The 18,069-nt window shown below is 45.3% G+C and carries 17 protein-coding genes; 15 read left to right on the plus strand and 2 right to left on the minus strand.

The window, feature by feature from the left end; translation table 11 throughout:
* Positions 1–29 precede the first annotated feature (29 nt).
* Complete coding sequence (locus K6Y31_RS03910) at positions 30–2,429, minus strand: sensor domain-containing phosphodiesterase (protein ID WP_233051538.1); 2,400 nt, start codon at positions 2,427–2,429, stop codon at positions 30–32.
* A 405-nt stretch (positions 2,430–2,834) separates the two neighbouring features.
* Between K6Y31_RS03910 and K6Y31_RS03915 the strand changes: the two genes are divergently transcribed.
* From K6Y31_RS03915 to K6Y31_RS03980, 14 genes are all read left to right on the plus strand, one after another.
* Entirely contained in the window at positions 2,835–3,737 is a 903-nt protein-coding gene (locus K6Y31_RS03915) for a LysR substrate-binding domain-containing protein (protein ID WP_233051539.1), read from the plus strand.
* Positions 3,738–4,035: 298 nt separating this feature from the next.
* On the plus strand, positions 4,036–4,698 hold the full coding sequence (locus tag K6Y31_RS03920) for a cysteine hydrolase family protein (protein WP_233051540.1): 663 nt from the start codon (positions 4,036–4,038) through the stop codon (positions 4,696–4,698).
* An 8-nt stretch (positions 4,699–4,706) separates the two neighbouring features.
* Complete coding sequence (locus K6Y31_RS03925; protein WP_233051541.1) at positions 4,707–5,552, plus strand: oxamate carbamoyltransferase subunit AllH family protein; 846 nt, start codon at positions 4,707–4,709, stop codon at positions 5,550–5,552.
* Between the two features lie 25 nt (positions 5,553–5,577).
* On the plus strand, positions 5,578–7,122 hold the full coding sequence (fdrA, locus tag K6Y31_RS03930; RefSeq protein WP_233051542.1) for an acyl-CoA synthetase FdrA: 1,545 nt from the start codon (positions 5,578–5,580) through the stop codon (positions 7,120–7,122).
* 13 nt (positions 7,123–7,135) lie between these two features.
* Complete coding sequence (locus K6Y31_RS03935; protein ID WP_233051543.1) at positions 7,136–8,548, plus strand: YlbE family protein; 1,413 nt, start codon at positions 7,136–7,138, stop codon at positions 8,546–8,548.
* Positions 8,549–8,557: 9 nt separating this feature from the next.
* Entirely contained in the window at positions 8,558–9,511 is a 954-nt protein-coding gene (gene arcC, locus K6Y31_RS03940; RefSeq protein WP_233051544.1) for a carbamate kinase, read from the plus strand.
* Positions 9,512–9,569: 58 nt separating this feature from the next.
* A complete protein-coding gene (locus tag K6Y31_RS03945; RefSeq protein WP_233051545.1) occupies positions 9,570–9,965 on the plus strand; it encodes an allophanate hydrolase-related protein in 396 nt (131 codons plus the stop codon).
* Positions 9,966–10,042: 77 nt separating this feature from the next.
* Positions 10,043–11,059 (plus strand): cytosine permease, encoded by a 1,017-nt coding sequence (locus tag K6Y31_RS03950; protein WP_233051546.1) that lies wholly within the window; start codon positions 10,043–10,045, stop codon positions 11,057–11,059.
* A gap of 11 nt (positions 11,060–11,070) precedes the next feature.
* The gene (locus K6Y31_RS03955; protein ID WP_233051547.1) at positions 11,071–11,304 is read left to right on the plus strand and encodes a hypothetical protein; all 234 of its coding nucleotides are present in this window, start codon (positions 11,071–11,073) and stop codon (positions 11,302–11,304) included.
* Positions 11,305–11,688: 384 nt separating this feature from the next.
* A complete protein-coding gene (locus K6Y31_RS03960; protein WP_233051548.1) occupies positions 11,689–12,354 on the plus strand; it encodes an amino acid ABC transporter permease in 666 nt (221 codons plus the stop codon).
* Positions 12,354–13,028 (plus strand): amino acid ABC transporter permease, encoded by a 675-nt coding sequence (locus tag K6Y31_RS03965; RefSeq protein WP_233051549.1) that lies wholly within the window; start codon positions 12,354–12,356, stop codon positions 13,026–13,028. Before K6Y31_RS03960 ends, K6Y31_RS03965 begins: the two co-directional genes overlap by 1 nt.
* A 9-nt stretch (positions 13,029–13,037) precedes the next feature.
* Positions 13,038–13,772 (plus strand): amino acid ABC transporter ATP-binding protein, encoded by a 735-nt coding sequence (locus K6Y31_RS03970; RefSeq protein WP_233051550.1) that lies wholly within the window; start codon positions 13,038–13,040, stop codon positions 13,770–13,772.
* Positions 13,772–14,686 carry a glycosylasparaginase gene (locus K6Y31_RS03975; protein WP_233051551.1) on the plus strand — a complete coding sequence of 305 codons (915 nt, stop codon included), beginning with the start codon at positions 13,772–13,774 and terminating at the stop codon, positions 14,684–14,686. Before K6Y31_RS03970 ends, K6Y31_RS03975 begins: the two co-directional genes overlap by 1 nt.
* A 22-nt stretch (positions 14,687–14,708) precedes the next feature.
* On the plus strand, positions 14,709–15,503 hold the full coding sequence (locus K6Y31_RS03980; protein ID WP_233051552.1) for a transporter substrate-binding domain-containing protein: 795 nt from the start codon (positions 14,709–14,711) through the stop codon (positions 15,501–15,503).
* Between the two features lie 10 nt (positions 15,504–15,513).
* Here K6Y31_RS03980 and K6Y31_RS03985 read toward each other — a convergent pair whose 3' ends face one another.
* A complete protein-coding gene (locus tag K6Y31_RS03985) occupies positions 15,514–16,539 on the minus strand; it encodes a LacI family DNA-binding transcriptional regulator (protein ID WP_233051553.1) in 1,026 nt (341 codons plus the stop codon).
* A 504-nt stretch (positions 16,540–17,043) separates the two neighbouring features.
* On the opposite strand from K6Y31_RS03985, the gene K6Y31_RS03990 reads away from it, so the two are divergent.
* Positions 17,044–18,042: a YecA family protein gene (locus K6Y31_RS03990; RefSeq protein WP_233051554.1), complete on the plus strand. Its 999-nt coding sequence runs from the start codon at positions 17,044–17,046 to the stop codon at positions 18,040–18,042.
* The last annotated feature ends 27 nt before the right edge of the window (positions 18,043–18,069 follow it).

Below are 18,069 nucleotides of genomic sequence, written 5' to 3' on the forward strand. Positions count from 1 at the left end.
AGGGCTGCCGTCTTGACAGAATACTTAGACTAAGCCTCAAATAAATGTTCTACATCGCCGGGCTTCATTGGCTTGGCGATGTAGTAACCTTGACCGTACTCACAGCCTATTTCGACTAATTTTTTATGTTGCTGTATGGTTTCTATCCCCTCAATGATCACTTGAAAGCCTAAGTCATTACTTAAATCGCGAACCGCCCTCATCAGTGATAAATCTTTTTTCGAGCTTAACATTCGACTAGTAAAAGAACGGTCAACCTTAATAAAATCAATCGGGTAGTCAAATAAGGCATTCAGGGAACTGAAGCCCGTGCCAAAATCATCCATACCAATTAAAATGCCCGCAGCTCGCAGCTTGTCTAAGGCCTCAAAGGAAGACTGATTTTGCCGCACAAACTCTTTTTCACTGAATTCAAATACTAAGTTTTTTGGCGATACCTTAGCTTGGTGAATAATTTCCAGAAGTCGATTGACCGACTCCGTACTGAGTAAGTGTTTCGGCGATAAATTCACTGCGACACGAATGTGCTCGGGGTGCAGGGCCAGTTGTTGCCACTGATATAACTGCTTACATGATTGACGTAAGATATCCAAATCGAGTTGTATGATCAGGCCTGACTTTTCAGCAAAGGGAATAAAATCGAGGGCTTTTCGTAAGGTATGCTTGCGGTCACTCCAGCGAGCAACCACTTCAAAACCCATCAGGGAGTTATCTTGCAATCGTATCATCGGTTGATAGTGCGGGATGATATCGCCATGAGATAACGCATCAAGTAAGTCTTGGCTCAATTTTGCGTTGTCTTTATTAAGGCCATTGTCTTGGTGAAAACTCACATGAGATTTGCGATGTTTAGCTACGTACATGGCGTTGTCTGCATCTTCCATGATTTGTTCAACACTGGTGTACTCATTATTCACTTGTGTTATGCCAAGGCTACATTTGCAGGTGAGCAATTCGTGACCAAGTGACATGGGGGATTCAAAGGCGGCGACGATACGTTGGGATATTTCTAAAATATCTTCTTTTTCACCGATTTTATCGAGCAAAATAACAAATTCATCACCACCGAATCGCGCTAGAACGTCATTTTGGCGAATGCAGCCTTCTAATAATCGAGCGCTGTTTATCAGCACTTGGTCGCCTGTGTGATGACCGTAGTAATCGTTAATATTTTTGAACTTGTCGAGGTCAATGAATATGACCGCAAAGGTTTCATCATAGTGACGCTGTACACGTTTAAAGGCGACCGTTAATTTTTCAATAAACAACGCTCTGTTGCCTAACTGCGTTAAAGGATCATGAAAGGCGCCGTAAGTGAGCTTCTCTCTAATGCTTTGATATTGTTTTAGTTCTTGTTCTAGTTTTCGATTCGATTGGCTGAGTTGCTTAATTTTACTTTGTATTTGTCGATCAAATCGCAAATTTTCTTGCAAGGAATATTGTGTTAACTGGCGCTGCAAAGTTAACGCTGACAAATGTGCGCAATACACCACTAAATTTTGTATTTCTCTTTGCATGCCAAAGGTATGGGATTGGCTACAGATAGCCAGAACGCCCAATAATTTACCGTCATAAAGAATGGGGGCGCCAAACCAAGAGTGTTTAAGGGTATGGTGGGGTTGCTCATGCTTATGAACATGTTGTAAGTGGGCAAAGTTTAAAGGTGTTAGAAAGCGAGCCCTGCCATTTTCAATCACTAGCTCAGCTAGCGTGAGATATAACGGTGCGTTAAGGGTTTTGGTGCTGGCATAGAACATATTGGGTTCAGCATCATTTAATAAAATCACATAATTTTCAACGTCAGGCAGGTAAGCACGTAGGGTTAGTCTCAGTTTTTCAGATAGCTTATCAATCGCTGAATTACTGACCGCTTGCAAGGTGAGGTCTTGATAGGCTGAGGGACTAATTAATTGGTATTGGCCGTTGGCTAGCAATGCATTGAGGCGTGCTTTGAGTATATGCAGTGACAGCTGTTCGATAGCAGGTGACGCGCGTTCGGCGCTGATCAGTAAGTACAGCGAGGGGCGCAAAAACAGGTTGTTATTGAGCAGGCTTATACTGCGCCAAGGCGTTGATATATTAAGTTGATTAAGGGCTTCGAGCGCGCTGTGATTTGACTGATTGAAATGAATTTCTTGTTCTATTCGATGGCTGAGCTGAGGCGACCCTATTTGAGCGTGAGCTAATATTTGTCCGCCGCCAATGCCAGAAAACTGCACTAAGTAGACCTGCTCAACTTTGACACATTGGCTCAACAGGCCGTAGCCAAACTGACACACATCTGAATACTGAAGTAACTGTTGTTGCGGTTCATAATCAAATAGGTGCTTTAACTGCTCCAGTGGCTCAGACATTGAATCATTAAAAATAGGCGATCGCGGAGAAAAATATTTTGGCTCTGAGCTTGGTTTAAAGTTTCGGTCATCCATGCCACTACACGCCTATACAGCCATTATCGGAGTACTTTTGAGTTTAGCAGGGATTGCTTATTGAGCAAAAACTATACAGAAATGATGGCTACTTTAGTGAAATAGCCGTTTTATGTCTTTCTGTGTAGTTGTTCAATCTGGCCACTGGTTTAGCTGGGGTTCAGAACCCGCGCATCCATGCGACAGATATTCGCCTAATAATTTATCTCTCATCGTTTGAAAGTGTTCACCTTCTCACCCTAGGAGGGGGTTGGACTGAAGCATAAACGAACAAAATTCAACCATAAAAGATAAACTGCGCTTAAGGTTTGCGAGCTGAGCCAAAAAGCTCACTAGAAACCCATGCGGCGATTAGAATTTATATTAGCATAACGTTTTTAATCACACTCCTCGATGGAAAAAAGCATGACCTTGTCTCGAGATACGCTTAAAACTATTCATGTCATTGCGCAATCAGGTAGTTTTGCAGTGGCTGCTAATCGACTCAACCGAGTGCCATCCGCAATTAGCTATTTGGTCAAGAAAATGGAAGAAGAGCTGGGGTTCTCATTGTTTGATCGCAGCAATAGGCAAGTAAGGCTGACCCCTGCGGGGCAATATTTTGTCGAACACAGCCAGTGGATGCTCGATTCCTATGAAGAGTTGTTGCGTAATACGTCCATGGTTAGCTCGGGAGTAGACACGTCTTTCTGTATCGCGATCAATAACGTTATCAATCGCGATGGCCTGATTGATTTTGTTGAACAACTTAACCAACAGTTTCCCTCTACACAAATTGAATTAAAAACAGAAGTCTATAATGGTTGTTGGGATGCCTTGTTTGATCGCCGAGCTGATTTGGTGATTGGCGCGCCGCATTCTGCGCCTAAAATAGAAGGCATTATTCATCACGCCATTGGCGCCATTGAGTGGGACTTTATTGTGGCGCAGTCGCACCCATTAGCAAGCCAAATAGATGTCTTAACGGCAGAGCAACTGCGTTACTACCCCGCCATTTTGGTAAAAGATACCTCACAGCATATTTCACCAAAAAATACATGGTCGTTGGCCGGACAGAAAATCATTTATGCGTCTGATTTATCAACCGCAATAAAAATGATGGAGCGTGGAGTGGGCATTGGTTATGTTCCTCATCACCGGATCAAAGAACAGTTAGATCGGGGTTCAATTATCAAAAAAGCCATTGTAGAGCATAAGCAACCGACACAACTTTTTTATGCTTGGCATGCCCATCGTGAAAGCCCGGTCTTAAACTGGTGCGGTGAATATTTAATGCGGCCCGAAAATAAAGGGCTTTGGTGTCTCTGATTTTTGCTGGTTAGCATGACTTGATTTAGGTCAACTCTAGTGCAGCTTGAGCAACTGATTATTTGTCGTGACTCATCAATTTTTTTGATGGGTCTATTGTAAGTGTGATGCCGTTCCAAGCTTTACCCATGCTTAATCTAGCAATGTGAGTAAGCTCACTTCTTTTTTTATCTCATCAAAAATTTTGATTTAACAGGTCTGATTAACTCACTTTTTTAATCAAACACCACTCGATAATATCAATGGCGTGTTAACCACTTTGAGTTAATTTAGCTAACTATTAAAAGGTAATTAAACTATGACTAGAACATTTAATGCCGACCCCTTTGCTTTAGAATTTAACCCAGTAACAACTGCATTGGTGATCATTGATATGCAGCGAGATTTTGTCGAACCGGGTGGGTTTGGCGAAGCCTTAGGCAATGATGTATCACTGGTACGTAGCGCCATTGCACCGTGTGAAAAAGTACTAAAGACTGCAAGAGATGCGGGCATGATGGTTATTCATACCCGAGAAGGCCATCGTGCTGATTTAACTGATTGTCCACCGGCAAAATTAACTCGTGGTGGCAAAACTTTCATCGGTGAGAAAGGACCTAAAGGCCGCATTCTTATTCGCGGTGAAGAAGGGCACGATATTATCCCTGAGCTGTACCCTATTGCGGGCGAAGCGGTTATCGACAAGCCAGGCAAAGGTGCTTTCTACCAAACAGATCTGCATCTTATTTTGCAAAACCACAGTATTAAAACCCTGATTGTTTGCGGTGTGACCACTGAGGTGTGTGTGAATACCACGGTTCGTGAAGCAAACGATCGCGGTTATGAATGCATAATTCCTGAAGATTGTGTTGGCTCTTATTTCCCTGAATTTCAAAAGTATGCTTTGGAAATGATCAAAGCTCAGGGCGCGATCTTTGGTTGGGTTTCTCACTCAGAGCATATCATCGACGCAATTAAATAAGCGCGTAAATGATGATCGCGCTGACTAAGGGATACCTTTGTCCGTCTCAACCATTTAATGGCAAGGTGCACAGTGTTTTTCGTCGCGCTATCAACATCACGACGGATCTTACTTCAGAACCTTGGGTGTCTCTTTTAGGTCAGGCGTTACCAGCGACGCCAACCGCATTTCAATGTGACTTTGGCGCACACGGTGATTTAACCGCCTTAGTAAAAGCTGGCGATGTTGTTTTTATGCGTGGTGGTGTTATTCGCCTGCCTGCCGCAGCTTTGGTTGTTAATACCTCGGCGGCAAAGGATTGGCCACAAACCGAGCCAATAATGTTGCTAAACCAAGCGCTGATTCAGCGCAACTTTGGCCTAGCTGAAGCGGGTTTAAGTCAGCATTGTGTTGCGCCACAGCAGCAGCGCATTCGGTCAGCGCATGAATATATTCAGCACTTAGGGTTAACCACGCCGATGTGCTTGGCCTCGGCGCCAGAATGGCTAACCAATAACATTGGTTATGGTAAGGGACTCACCCCGTCAGGCGATGATTTTTTACTGGGTGTGTTGGCGGTGTTATCTAGCGTTTATGAGATATATCCAAAGGCGGCTGATATTTTCCAGCGCATCGCCTTACAAGTGCAGCAGCAGTTAGGGAAAACAACGGATATCAGTGCGCACTATTTGTCTTTAGCGCTATCCCGTCATTTTTCACAACCGGTGCAATGGCTGGTTTATTACTTACTGACCACTCAGGACGAGTCAACTATTGCCATCGCTATGGCCAAAAATCTCAGTATTGGCGCAAGCTCTGGTGCGGATACGATTGCAGGTATCTTGTACTGCATTACTCAATTATTACTTAGCTAATAAGCTAAAACTAACTGGTATTTATATGGTTATTAAATATAAAGCGTTTGAAAACCTTTATCAGGATTCTGTTTCCTTGATGCAGATCTCGGCCCGCCTGAATAAAATTGTAGGGGTTGATGAGGCCTCTGTGGTGATGGGCACCGAGGCTAACTTATCGCGAATGGCCGATGCTGGTTTTGGCGATAATATTGTCGCAAAACCGAACGATCTCGTGATCGCCGTTAAAGGCGAAGAAGAGGCTTGCAACACTGCTATCGAACAAGCGCAGCAAGCACTAACCGCAAAACCTGATGAGGGGAGTGGTGGAGCATCATTTTCACCGCCACTAACCAGTTTTGCACTGGGCTTAGAGCAACACGCTGATGCTAATTTAGCGCTCATTTCTGTTCCTGGCGAGTACGCTGCTGCCGAAGCGATTAAGGCATTAAACCTCGGTTTAAACGTGATGATGTTCAGCGACAATGTGTCACTAGCAGATGAGCTGCAGATAAAACAACTGGCACAAAAGAAAGCACTGATGGTGATGGGGCCTGATTGTGGCACCGCCATCATCAACGGCATTCCCCTTGGTTTTGCTAACGTGGTGCGCCGCGGTGCTATCGGGGTAGTCGCCGCTTCAGGCACTGGTTTGCAAGAAGCAACTTGCCGTATTCATCAACTAGGTGGAGGGGTATCGCAAGCCATGGGCACTGGTGGCCACGACTTACATCAGGATATTGGCGGTATCTCTATGTTACAGGGCTTGCTTGCCCTTGCCGAAGACGATGCCACCAAGGTGATTGTATTAATCTCTAAACCGCCGGCCGCGGCGATTGCTGAGCGTATTTTAGCTACTGCCGCACAAGTCGACAAACCTGTGGTGGTGCACTTTCTCGGTCAAGCCGATAGCCAAGCAACCGCGACAGGCGTTTACTTTGCCCATTCATTGGCGCACTCTGCGGAAGTAGCGGTTGCGGTATTACGTAACCAAGCCTTGCCTAACGCGCAATTTATACTTAGCGCTCAGGTTCAGGAGCAAGTGACTACCCTGAAAACACAGCTTACGCCTACTCAGCGTTATATTCGCGGCGTATTTGCTGGCGGAACCTTTTGTTTTGAAGCGCAAATCATCGCTAGCCAATATGGGCTAAGTGCTTTCTCAAACACGCCAATCCAAGGCAACCATTGCTTAGAGGATGTTTGGACGAGCCAGCAGCATACGATAGTGGATTTAGGCGATGATGACTTTACACAAGGCCGACCTCATCCAATGATCGATCCCAGTTTGCGTAACCAACGCATGTTACAAGATGCCCGTGACGCCAGCACCGCCGTGATCCTGTTTGACGTGGTGTTAGGCTATGGAGCCTCCGAAGAGCCCCTTGCTGAGTTGCTCGACACCTTAGATCAGATCCGCAATGAGCAAGTTTCGATGCCAGCATTAATAGCCCATGTTTGTGGCACCGATCTCGACCCGCAAGCACGTGATGTGATCCGCCAAGCGCTAGAAGATGCGGGTGTCATCATTGCTGACAGTAACGCGGATGCTGCCCATCTGGCTGCTTATTTTGTCTCTCAACTTGGCTAATTAGGTAATTAAAATGAAAGCACTCTTTTCTCAACAGCTGACGGTTCTTAATGCCGGCCTAGCGAGCTTTGCCGATAATATTGAACGCGCTGGTGGTCATGCTATTGCCATGAATTGGCAGCCTCCTGCGGATGGTGACCGACTTGGCGGACTGGCATTGGCGCAACTACTGAATCAACCTGAAATTGAACTCGCTAACCAAACGGCGATGAATCACTACCTTGCAGCCCAGCCCACCTTGGTGGACGTGATGATGGCGGGCGAAGCCATCCCTGCTTTAGCTGAGCAGCAATTAATTTTACATGCCGGCCCGCCTATCGCCTGGCAAGACATGTGTGGTCCAGTGCAAGGGGCGATTTTAGGTGCCATTTTATTTGAAAAATGGGCCGATGATCTCACGCAGGCCGAAGCGCTAGTGCGTAATGGTGAAGTGACTTTTGAACCTTGTCACCACTACGATGCCGTTGGTCCGATGGCTGGTATTATCAGTCGTTCAATGCCGTTATGGGTGGTGGAAAATTCAACCAATAACAATGAACGTGTTTACTCAAACTTTAACGAAGGTCTCGGTAAGGTTTTACGTTTCGGCGCGAACAGCGACGAAGTGATCAAACGACTTAATTGGATGGGCACGGAATTGGCTCAAGCCATGAAAGCCATGTTGCTAGAATCTGGCCCTATCGAACTAAAACCGATTATGGCTCAGGCGCTGCACATGGGGGATGAAGTACACAACCGCAATGCTGCTGCGACGGGGCTGCTGTTGAAGCAATTAGTACCAGCATTGCTTAAAACCAGCTTGCCGCAAGCGCAAGTGCAACAAGCTATTAGTTTTGTTATGGCTAATGATCACTTCTTCTTAAACTTGTCGATGGCGGCTTGTAAAAGCATGCTTAAAGCGGCGGAAAATGTACCCAACAGCACCATGGTGACCGTTATGGCGCGTAATGGGGTTAACTTTGGTATTCGCCTTTCTGGTACCGGTAACACTTGGTTTCAAGCGCCAGCTAACCCTGTTAACGGCCTGTTTTTCCCAGGTTATGGCGTAGAAGATGCCGCCGCTGACTTAGGTGACAGCGCCATCACAGAAACCGCAGGTGTCGGTGGTTTTGCCATGGCTTCCTCTCCTGCCATCGTAAAATTTGTCGGCGGCACGCCAGCGGATGCCACCAACAATAGCCGCGCGATGCAAGGAATAACCTTAGGTGGCAACCCGGCCTTTACCCTTCCTGCGCTTAACTTTGCGCCGACTGCGGCGGGAATTGATGCTCGTAAAGTGGTCGACAATTTGGTGCTACCTATTATCAACACCGGAATTGCCCACAAAAAAGCGGGTGTTGGACAAATTGGTGCTGGTATTACGACTGCGCCAATGCAGTGTTTCGTTGATGCGTTAAGCGCACTCTCAACACAAATTAACCGTTAGGATCTCGCTATGAAAAAGAAGCCTTTAGCTGTTGTCGCCTTTGGTGGTAATGCTTTGATTGATGATAACGCTCATTGCTCGATCCACGATCAATACCTAACAGTCACCAATAATGTCAGTTATTTAGTGGATTTAATAGAGCGCGGCTGGGACCTGGTTTTAACCCACGGTAACGGCCCGCAAGTTGGCTTTATCTTACGTCGTTCTGAGTTGGCGTCGCATGAAGTGGCGCCTGTGCCAGTGGATTATGCTGTTGGCGATACGCAGGGCGCAATTGGCTATATGTTCCAAAAAGCCCTCAGTAATGAGTTGCAACGTCGTGGTCTTACCCAGCCCGTGGTGACCTTAGTCACGCAAACGCGAGTAGAAACCAGCGACCCCGCTTTTCAGGCGCCAAACAAGCCGATTGGCTCGTTTATGGATCAAGCCACCGCAGAGCAATGCGCCGCCGAATTAGGTTGGCACATAATGGAAGATTCAGGCCGTGGTTGGCGTCGCTGTGTTGCCAGTCCTCGCCCGCAAGAGATTATTGAAATTGGCAGCATTAAAACCTTACTCGATGCTGGCTCATTAGTGATTGCCGGTGGCGGTGGTGGTATCCCCGTTGAGCGTAATAGCAATGGTGAGTTGATTGGCGTAGAGGCGGTGATCGACAAAGATGTTGCGTCAGCGTTACTTGCCAAAGCGCTTAACGCCGACATGCTGATCATTCCCACGGGAGTTGAAAAAGTGGCGATTAACTTTGGCACGCCTGAGCAAAAATGGCTTGATAATTTAAGCCCAGCAGAAGCCAAAATTTTAAGCGAGCAAGGCCAGTTTGGTGAAGGGTCAATGAAGCCGAAAGTGGACGCTTTACTGCAATTTATTGCTGGCAATCCTAATGGTGCAGGCCTAATCACTAAAGCGAGCACGGTGATCCAAGCAATTGATGGCAACACCGGTACTTGGATCCGCAATCACTAATTTTTATTTGTCCTTTGGCCTAGTACGTCTAGGCCGCTTTTTTTACGGAGTAACATATATGTCTAACACCACTCTTTTAGCTGTAAACGGCACGTTAATGCGCGGCCTAGAGCTGAACCCTAACCTGACTAAGGTGGGCGGTAAGTTCATTCGTGAAGATAAAACCGACCTACATTATCGTCTTTGGTCCATCAATGACGTTCACCCTGCGATGATCCGCACCTTAGAAGAAAACTACAGTGTTGATTTAGAAATTTGGCAGCTGCCAATGGAGGCGTTTGCTGCAGTGTTAAGTAATGAGCCGGCGGGTTTATCTATCGGAAAAGTCATTTTAGCCGACGGCTCTGAGGTATTGGGTGTGCTGGGCGAACCTTGGTTAGTTGAAGGTCAGCGTGAAATTACAACCACCGGCGGCTGGCGGGCCTACACCAAAACGATGATGGCCACGGCATAATTATGCCAATAAGCTAAGCGTTATGGTGCTGGGGAAAGTTTTAGCCATAAAAGTCTTTATATAAAAGGTAGCATTTTATGAGTAGCAGAAATAAAACAGAGTCATCTAACACTGCGTCTGGGGTTCAAATTGCAATGATCTTGTTAGGGATCCTTGTTACTCCAGTTTTATTGGCCTCATCAAGCTTAGGCAGTCAGCTGACATTAGGCACGGCCGCCACGGTGATTGCGGTCGGCAGTCTAATTTTAACGGTATTGGCTGTCATCAACATTTTGATTGGTGAAAAAGCACGTTTACCTACTTACGGGATAGTTAAATATTCCTTTGGTAGTAAAGGCGCCACGGCCATCAACATTATTATGGCGATTAGCCTGTTTGGCTGGATAGCGGTCACGGCCAATATGTTTGGCCACAGTGTTAATGACCTGCTGGTGACTCAATTTAATGTGCACTTGCCCATTCCCGCGATCATTGCTTTTGGCTGTGTCATCTTTGTGGCTTCAACGGCGTTTGGCTTTGAAACACTAGGTAAAGTATCTAAATTTGCCGTGCCAATTATTGTGTTGCTGATGTTGGTTATCCTCTACTTGGCACTTAATAGCTCTGTTACCGTAGCTGATAAGCTCAGTGGCTTAAGTTTTGGCGCCGCGGTTTCTTCTGTGGTCGGGACTATCATCGTGCTGGTGGCAACATCGCCCGACTTTGGTAGCTTTGTGCATAACCGTAAGCATGCCGTTATCGCTGGTTTGCTTACGTTTGGCTTGGCTTATCCGGTATTGTTTCTGATGGGCGCCGTGCCCGGATCAATGACTTCAGAAGGTTCGTTACTTGGCGCAATGGCTGTCATCGGTACCACTTTACCTGCGGCTATCTTGTTGGTGTTTGCTTGTATTACGGGTAATGCGGGCAACATGTTCCAAGGAACATTAGTCGTTTCAACCTTGTTCGCTAAGCTAGCGAAATGGAAAATTACTGTGCTACTTGGCATTTTAGCCACCATTGTCGGCAGCATGGACATTATGGCTTGGTTTATTCCTTTCCTTTCCTATTGTTTCTTGGTATTGCCACGCCACCGATTTCGGGGATTTATATAGCGGATTTCTTTATGAATCGTCGCAACGGCTACAACGAAGCCAGTTTAAATAAAGACGCAGCCATTAAACCGCTCACTTTTGTTGCTTGGGGGTTAGGTTCGTTGGTCGGCTTTTGCACCGTTAATGGTTGGTTCACTTTCACTGGTATTCCATCGGTAGATTCTATCTTAGTGGCTTCTGCTGGCTATTTTCTCATCTCTAGTGTCACCGCGGCAAAGAGTAAGCAGTGTGTAAAAAGCGCTTAGTTTGTTACGATTATTTGTTGCCATAAGCCCCCTTTAAGCTTGTTGAAGGGGGCTTGTTTTATGTCCAATCACCTTGCTTCCTTAGCTAACTGCACCTTGCCAAACGATTATATTTCCTTGTTTTTGGTGATGTCAGCATTGCGAATGTTCTAATGACAAATAATGAAACAAAAAACTAAACGCCAGTTTAACAAATTTTATTTATGTATTTAAAATCATGGTCTTAGGGTTTTGTTGTCTGGCTTTGGTTGTTAATGAAAAGTTAACTTGGTGCGGTGTTAAAGCCAAAAATAGTGTGACTTGAGTTGCAGTATATATAAATCCTCGTTGAGATTGGAGGTTCATTATCGCATAGTGAAACCGGTTTCACTATGAGGGGAAGGTATGTTTGATATCAGTATTATTGCTAAATATTCAGGCGCATTTTTAGATGGGTTTGCGATTACGGCAGCGGTGAGTGTGATGTCAATCCTTGGCAGTTTTATTGTTGGTTTAGGAGTGATGTTTGCCTGTGTTAGTCAGAGCAAAGCCCTTAATAAGTTTGGCTATGGCTATATAGAATGTTTCCGCAATATTCCTTTTATTGTTCAAGTGTTCTTTGTTTTTTATGGTCTACCAGAGCTTGGTGTTTTTATTGATCCCTACACCACGGGGGTTTTAGCATTATCTGTTGCGGTGGGGGCTTATTGCGCGGATATTCTGCGCGCCAGTGTTCAGCAAGTTGATCGAGAGGTTATCGAGGCCGCTCAATCTTTTGGTCTTGAGCGCAAAACAATTTACCGCAAAATAATTCTTCCTATCGCGCTAAGAACGTCAATTAGACCCATTGGTTCGGTTTTTATTAACCTGATTTTAACGACGTCTATTTTGTCGACCGTCACCCTAAACGAGTTAACGGGCACCGCTAAGATTATTGCAGCTGAAACCTTTAGACCTTTTGAAGTGTATTTCTTTTTACTGCTGTTTTACTGCGTATTGACCTATGCCTTGTCACTAATCATTTCGGGTATTCACCGCAAACTTAACCGACAGTTTCTGGTGGGAGAATAATGATGTCTAACCATGAATTTGTTCCGTACGACATACTTGTGTTACTGAGTGGTATTTCTGTTTCCTTGTACGTGTTTATTATTTCAACCGTATTGGGCTGCGCGATGGGCATTGCACTAGCACTTACTCGGCACTACCGGTTTCCAGTGTTAAGCCAAGCCTCAACCTTTACCAGCGAATTTTTGAAAAATTCTCCGGTACTGGTACAGCTGTTTCTTATTTACTTTGGCTTACCTATTTTTCTCGGCATTAACCTCACAGCTACCGAAGCCGCTGTGATTACCTTAACCGGTAATACTGCCGCTTTTGTGTCGGTGATTGTTGTTTCAGCAATTGCCTCTATTGATAAAGGCCAGATTGAATCTGCCAGAAGCTTTGGTTTGTCAGAAGTTAAGATCCTAAGCAAGATTATTACCCCTCAAGCCCTGCTGGTGGCCATTGCGCCTTTGATTGGCTTAGCGGTGAATCAATTGCAGGTGACTTCACTGATCTCGGTTATTGGGGTGATGGATATTACTAAGGTTGGCCAAATATTGAATCAGCGTACTTGGCAGCCCTTTGTGGTCTGGCCCGTCATTGGGATGACGTATTTCTTATTATCTTTCTTACTTGCCAAGGTGGGTAAGCGCATTGAGAACAAGCTAAAACAGCATCAGCACTGGGAAAATATCTAAGGGTTTATCATGATTAAAATTGAAAATGTAGAGAAGAGCTTCGGTGAGCTTGATATTCTGAAAGGTGTTTCACTGACCATTAATAAAGGCGATGTGGTCTCTATTTTAGGTGCGAGCGGCTCTGGAAAATCGACACTGGTTCGCTGTATCAATGGGCTAGAAAAAATCCAAGCTGGCACCATTCTGGTTAATGAACTCAGTGTGAGTGATAAAAAAGATCTCTCCAATATTCGTAAAAATGTATCGACGGTTTTTCAACACTTTAACTTATATCCTCACCTTTCTATTATCGACAATATCACGCTGGCACCCATCGAAGTGCTTGGTCAGTCGAAAGAAAAAGCGACCAGTAAGGCATTAGAGCTACTGCAAGTGGTCGATCTTATGGACAAGGCCAACGCGTTTCCGGCGCAATTATCGGGTGGTCAAAAACAGCGTATCGGCATTTGCCGCGCCCTCGCGATGGAGCCGGAATATTTGTTACTTGATGAAGTCACCAGTGCGTTAGACCCCGAAATGACATCAGAAGTACTGGATGTGTTGGCTGAGTTGGCACGAACGGGGACCACCTTAATTTTTGTTACACATGAAATTGCATTCGCCAAAAAGATTTCAAATCGCATTGTTTTTCTTGATGAAGGCAAAGTAAGAGCCGACCTCGATAAAGACAATTTCTTTTCAGCTACGGGTGGTAAGAAAGATCCACGCATCGCTCGATTTTTAGAAAAAATGGACAGTAAATAATGATAGTTCTTTCCAATTCAGAAGCTTGGCCAGGTATTGATGAAACAGCAACCATGCTGGACGACGGCGCAAATGGCTTAGACGCCATTATTCATGGCATTGAGAAAGTGGAGGCAGAACCTCGCATTCGCAGTGTGGGTTACGGCGGTTGGCCGAATTTGTTGGGAGAAATGGAGTTTGATGGTGCCGTGATGGACGGCGACTCTCGATTAACTGGCGCGGTGGGAGCGGTGAAAGATCACTTTCATGTTACCCGTATTGCAAGAAAGGTTATGGAGCAGCTAAACCATGAAATTCTAGTGGGTGAAGGAGCCACGCGCTTTGCTTATGAAATGGGATTTCGTTGTGACAATCCATTATTAGATGACTCAAAAGCGGTGTGGTGGAAAAAGTTACAGGAGATCACTGGTGAAGCATCGCCTGATTTATCGAGTTGCGACTTAGCGCCGCTGAATACCATGATTACTGATCCTGAAAAAGTACGAGATACCACGGTGTTTCTAACCAAAGACAGTAACGACAGTATCTATTCGGCGACGAGCACCTCGGGCTGGGCATGGAAATATCCGGGTCGATTAGGTGATTCACCGATCGCTGGGGCGGGGTTTTATGCTGACAGTCGATATGGCGCAGCGGCTTGTACACACACGGGTGAAATGACTATACGGGCTAATACCTCTTACTCCATTGTGATGGCGATGCGCTTGGGTTATTCACTGCAACAGGCGGTTGATCTGGCCATTGCCGAGTTGGTTTCGCTAAAAGGCGGGTTTTTAGGTGGCGTGGTTATCCATGCTATTGATAACAAAGATAATCACCGAGTAGTCAATGTTGGCTGCGAAGGCGATATAAAATACTGGTTGTATAAATCCGGTATGGAAAAGCCGCAAGAGTGCATTGCGGAAAAGTACTAAAACGCGAATAAAGGACGAGAACATGAAATTAAAATTTGTTGTAGCCACATTATTATCTGGATTTATCGCATTGGGATCTTCTTCAGCGATGGCCGGTAAACTGGAAGATATTAGAAAACAAGGGTTTATTAGAATTGGCGTGTCCCTTGGTGGAGAGCCCATTGGGTTTCGCGATGCTAAAAATCAGCCTGCAGGATATGATGTTGATCTGGCTTACCGCTTGGCCGAAAAGCTGGGTGTTGAGCCTAAGTTTACGGACGTGCACGGTGACGCTCGTGTTTCCATGCTGTTTTCGGATCAACTTGATGCGGTTATCGGTAATATGTCAGCCACCTTAGAGCGAGCTAAGTCAGTTAACTTTTCAATCCCTTACGCGCGGGCAGGGCTACGTGTTATTCACCAAAGCAATGCCAAAATAACTTCGCTGGCTGACTTGGCGGGTAAAAAGGTAGTGGTTGGTCGTGGCTCAACAGGTGAAGCCTTCCTTAAGCGTGAAGTGCCCGAAGCCGAGTTGGTTTATACCGATAATTTTGCACCAGATGGCATATTACTACTACGCCAAGGTCGAGTTGACGCCGGTATTGAAGATAGCTCATTGGTTGACTATTTGGCGACCCAAACCGATCGCTTAGTCACCCTTCCGGGTTTGCATTCTAATGACCCGATTGGGGTTGGCATTAAGAAAGGAGATGCTGAGTTTTTGCGCTGGATGGATATGTTTGTGTCTGAATACATTAGCTCTGGTGATTATGAAGCATCATATAAAAAATGGTGGGGAGCCGAGGCTAACCCACCAACGCTAAAGCCGATATGGTAATCAGCCTTAACTAAGGTGTGTTTAAGTAAAATTGTGTATCGATAATTAAATGGCTTTCCTTGGTGGGAAGCCGTTTCTCGTTGTGCTCATTTGCAACCGACAAGTCATTAGATTGCGCTTGTTTTACCAAGGTGATTATCGACTGCACGAAATCGTGTTTATCAAAACCTATGGTTGAAAATTGATAGCATCCACGACGAGAAAACTCTGTGTTATCAAAGCCAAAAATATGCGATGAGTACTTAGTTACTCCATTGGCTTGGCAATAATCGACCGCTGCCATCGCCATCGAGTCAGAAGTGCAAAAAATACCTAACTCATCGCTCATATCAATGTTGGCCGCGGTTAAATACGCCAAGGCTTCATCATAGGAATAATCACAAAAAACGCTCGACTCTAGTTTGATATTCGCTTGGGCTAAATGAGTTAAGTAATGCTCGACTCGTTGCTCTTCATTCACTGATGACTGACGGCCAGCGATCAAAACGGCTCGCTTTATGCCAATACGCTGGGCATAGGCGATGGCGTCTTTAATGCCGAGCGCCTCGTTTACCTTAACCGAGTACCCTCGGTCTTGGCTTTTACCATTAAGCATGATCACATTGTGGGTATAAAACAGTGACTCGGCCAGCTGAGGTTCAATTAGGTCGGACAAAACTAAAGCGGCATCCACTCGTTGTATAAACGCATTTTTTTGTAGCTGATCAATGTCTTGTAACGACTTTAAACGCACAAATAGTGCTTGCTTACCAATCGACTGGATCCCTTGAATAAGGGAGTCAAATAAGGTCAAATCACTCACGTTTGAGATATGGTTTATCACAATCGCAACCAGCCCCGTTTCTTGATTAGCAAGGCTTTGAGCAAAAGGATTAGCAACATACCCCAGTAACTCTGCCGCTTGGCACACTCGCGCTTTTTTGTCGGCAGAAATGGGCCTATTTTTACCCGAAAGAGCTCTTGAGGCCACGGCCTTTGACACGCCTGCAAGCTCTGCAACATCAGAGAGGGTGGCGGGAGTATTTTTCTTCATCATTGCGTGTCCTTTGCGCCTTGATCATCCATGCTGCTGTTACTTATCATTTGTTTATTGTTATGCTTCAGCACGAATATATCTCATTGTGGCTGATACCATAGACATTAATGACAGCAGTATACCATTGAGTGATAACAACGCTTATTCGTCAACCAAAAATTATGCCGAATCCTAAGTATTAGATGATTTTTAGTATTAACTAGCCGTTTATTAATGGCCTCTGGCTTGGTTAAAGCCGATAAACAGGCTTCTCTGATTGATTAGCTCTGAAATTGAGGTTAGGAAGATTTACCCTTGTAAATAATTGATATTGTAGCTTTTAACCGAGTAGAATGCTTTTCCTCAGCCTTTGTGCTTGGGTGTTAGTAATACCGTTGAAAGGTACATGGCAAACAATGCTCAAAGGGTGTGGCTGATAAGGCGAAGAAAGCAGCCTTAGAGCGGCGAATAGAACAGATATAATGACGTAGCAGCAAAGGCTAAAATAGCGCAGAGTGAGTCAACATGAAGATAAGTCGAAACGATCTTTGCCCATGCGGCAGTAGTAAAAAATATAAACGTTGTTGTATGAATAGCGTAGCAAAACAACAGGCCGGCGTGTTTGATGACATTGCGCAAACCGTGGCAATGAATCCGAACCTTACTCTTGATGAGTTAAACCTAGTCGCGCAGCGCAAAATGGAACAAAGGAACAATCAACCCCATGCCGATTTTTGTGGTCTCTCACCCACACAAATGGCCAATTGGTTATATGCCCCGTTTAATGAATTGGCTGGGGTGACGATTAACACACCACCAGACTTATCCTCTAGCCCTGTGATGCGTTATTTAGCGCTAATGTTAGATGAAGCAATGCAACAAGATGGCTCATTTAAAGCGACCACCAAGGGTAATTTACCCGCAAAGCTGGTTAAGCAAGCCAGTGGTTTATTGCCTGAGTTTGCCGTCGCAGAGTATGAACTGGAGCCCAGTATTAGCGACTATATGGGCAGTAATGAGGACAAATTTAACGCCCTGCATTACACGCGAATACTGGCCGAGATAGCCGGTATAATTTACCGCCGTAGTGGCCGTTTTCATATTAAAAAAACCACGCAAACGCAGTATCAACGTCATGGTCTCAATGTCTTCTTCAAGCCGATGCTTGAAGCGGCCATTACGCAGTATAACTGGGGTTACCTCGATAGCTGGCAGGAAGATGTTGATTTACGAACCTTCTGGGTATTTATGTTGTGGCGACTGCAAAGCCATGGTGTTATTGATCAGTTGATGGAAGAGGTATACGTTGCATTTCCTGATCTTGTGCGGCTGTTCCCTAGTGATGCTTATACAACGTCGTCACAGCACCTTTGCGCGCGGATTGAAGCCCGCTTTATTGAACGTTTTTTACAGTTTTGGGGATTTATCACTGTTAACCCGAAGCGCTATTCAGGCACCAAGCGCATAGCAAGAAAGGTAGCTATTCAGCCGCTGCTGACGCAGACGTTTGAGTTTAGTATTTAGCAGCAATGCGTGAGCGTTGAGTGGGTG

Origin of the sequence: Motilimonas cestriensis (genome assembly GCF_021295315.1) — a bacterium.
GTDB lineage: Bacteria > Pseudomonadota > Gammaproteobacteria > Enterobacterales > CBDFNC01 > Motilimonas > Motilimonas cestriensis.

Coding starts and splice junctions, on each gene's coding strand:
- K6Y31_RS03935 (WP_233051543.1), top strand. CDS start 7,136: ATGAAAGCACTCTTTTCTCAACAGCTGACGGTTCTTAATGCCGGCCTA.
- K6Y31_RS03955 (WP_233051547.1), top strand. CDS start 11,071: ATGAATCGTCGCAACGGCTACAACGAAGCCAGTTTAAATAAAGACGCA.
- K6Y31_RS03985 (WP_233051553.1), bottom strand. CDS start 16,539: ATGATGAAGAAAAATACTCCCGCCACCCTCTCTGATGTTGCAGAGCTT.
- arcC (WP_233051544.1), top strand. CDS start 8,558: ATGAAAAAGAAGCCTTTAGCTGTTGTCGCCTTTGGTGGTAATGCTTTG.
- K6Y31_RS03970 (WP_233051550.1), top strand. CDS start 13,038: ATGATTAAAATTGAAAATGTAGAGAAGAGCTTCGGTGAGCTTGATATT.
- K6Y31_RS03980 (WP_233051552.1), top strand. CDS start 14,709: ATGAAATTAAAATTTGTTGTAGCCACATTATTATCTGGATTTATCGCA.
- K6Y31_RS03915 (WP_233051539.1), top strand. CDS start 2,835: ATGACCTTGTCTCGAGATACGCTTAAAACTATTCATGTCATTGCGCAA.
- K6Y31_RS03960 (WP_233051548.1), top strand. CDS start 11,689: ATGTTTGATATCAGTATTATTGCTAAATATTCAGGCGCATTTTTAGAT.
- K6Y31_RS03945 (WP_233051545.1), top strand. CDS start 9,570: ATGTCTAACACCACTCTTTTAGCTGTAAACGGCACGTTAATGCGCGGC.
- K6Y31_RS03975 (WP_233051551.1), top strand. CDS start 13,772: ATGATAGTTCTTTCCAATTCAGAAGCTTGGCCAGGTATTGATGAAACA.
- K6Y31_RS03965 (WP_233051549.1), top strand. CDS start 12,354: ATGATGTCTAACCATGAATTTGTTCCGTACGACATACTTGTGTTACTG.
- K6Y31_RS03910 (WP_233051538.1), bottom strand. CDS start 2,429: ATGGATGACCGAAACTTTAAACCAAGCTCAGAGCCAAAATATTTTTCT.
- K6Y31_RS03920 (WP_233051540.1), top strand. CDS start 4,036: ATGACTAGAACATTTAATGCCGACCCCTTTGCTTTAGAATTTAACCCA.
- K6Y31_RS03950 (WP_233051546.1), top strand. CDS start 10,043: ATGAGTAGCAGAAATAAAACAGAGTCATCTAACACTGCGTCTGGGGTT.
- K6Y31_RS03990 (WP_233051554.1), top strand. CDS start 17,044: ATGAAGATAAGTCGAAACGATCTTTGCCCATGCGGCAGTAGTAAAAAA.
- K6Y31_RS03925 (WP_233051541.1), top strand. CDS start 4,707: ATGATGATCGCGCTGACTAAGGGATACCTTTGTCCGTCTCAACCATTT.
- fdrA (WP_233051542.1), top strand. CDS start 5,578: ATGGTTATTAAATATAAAGCGTTTGAAAACCTTTATCAGGATTCTGTT.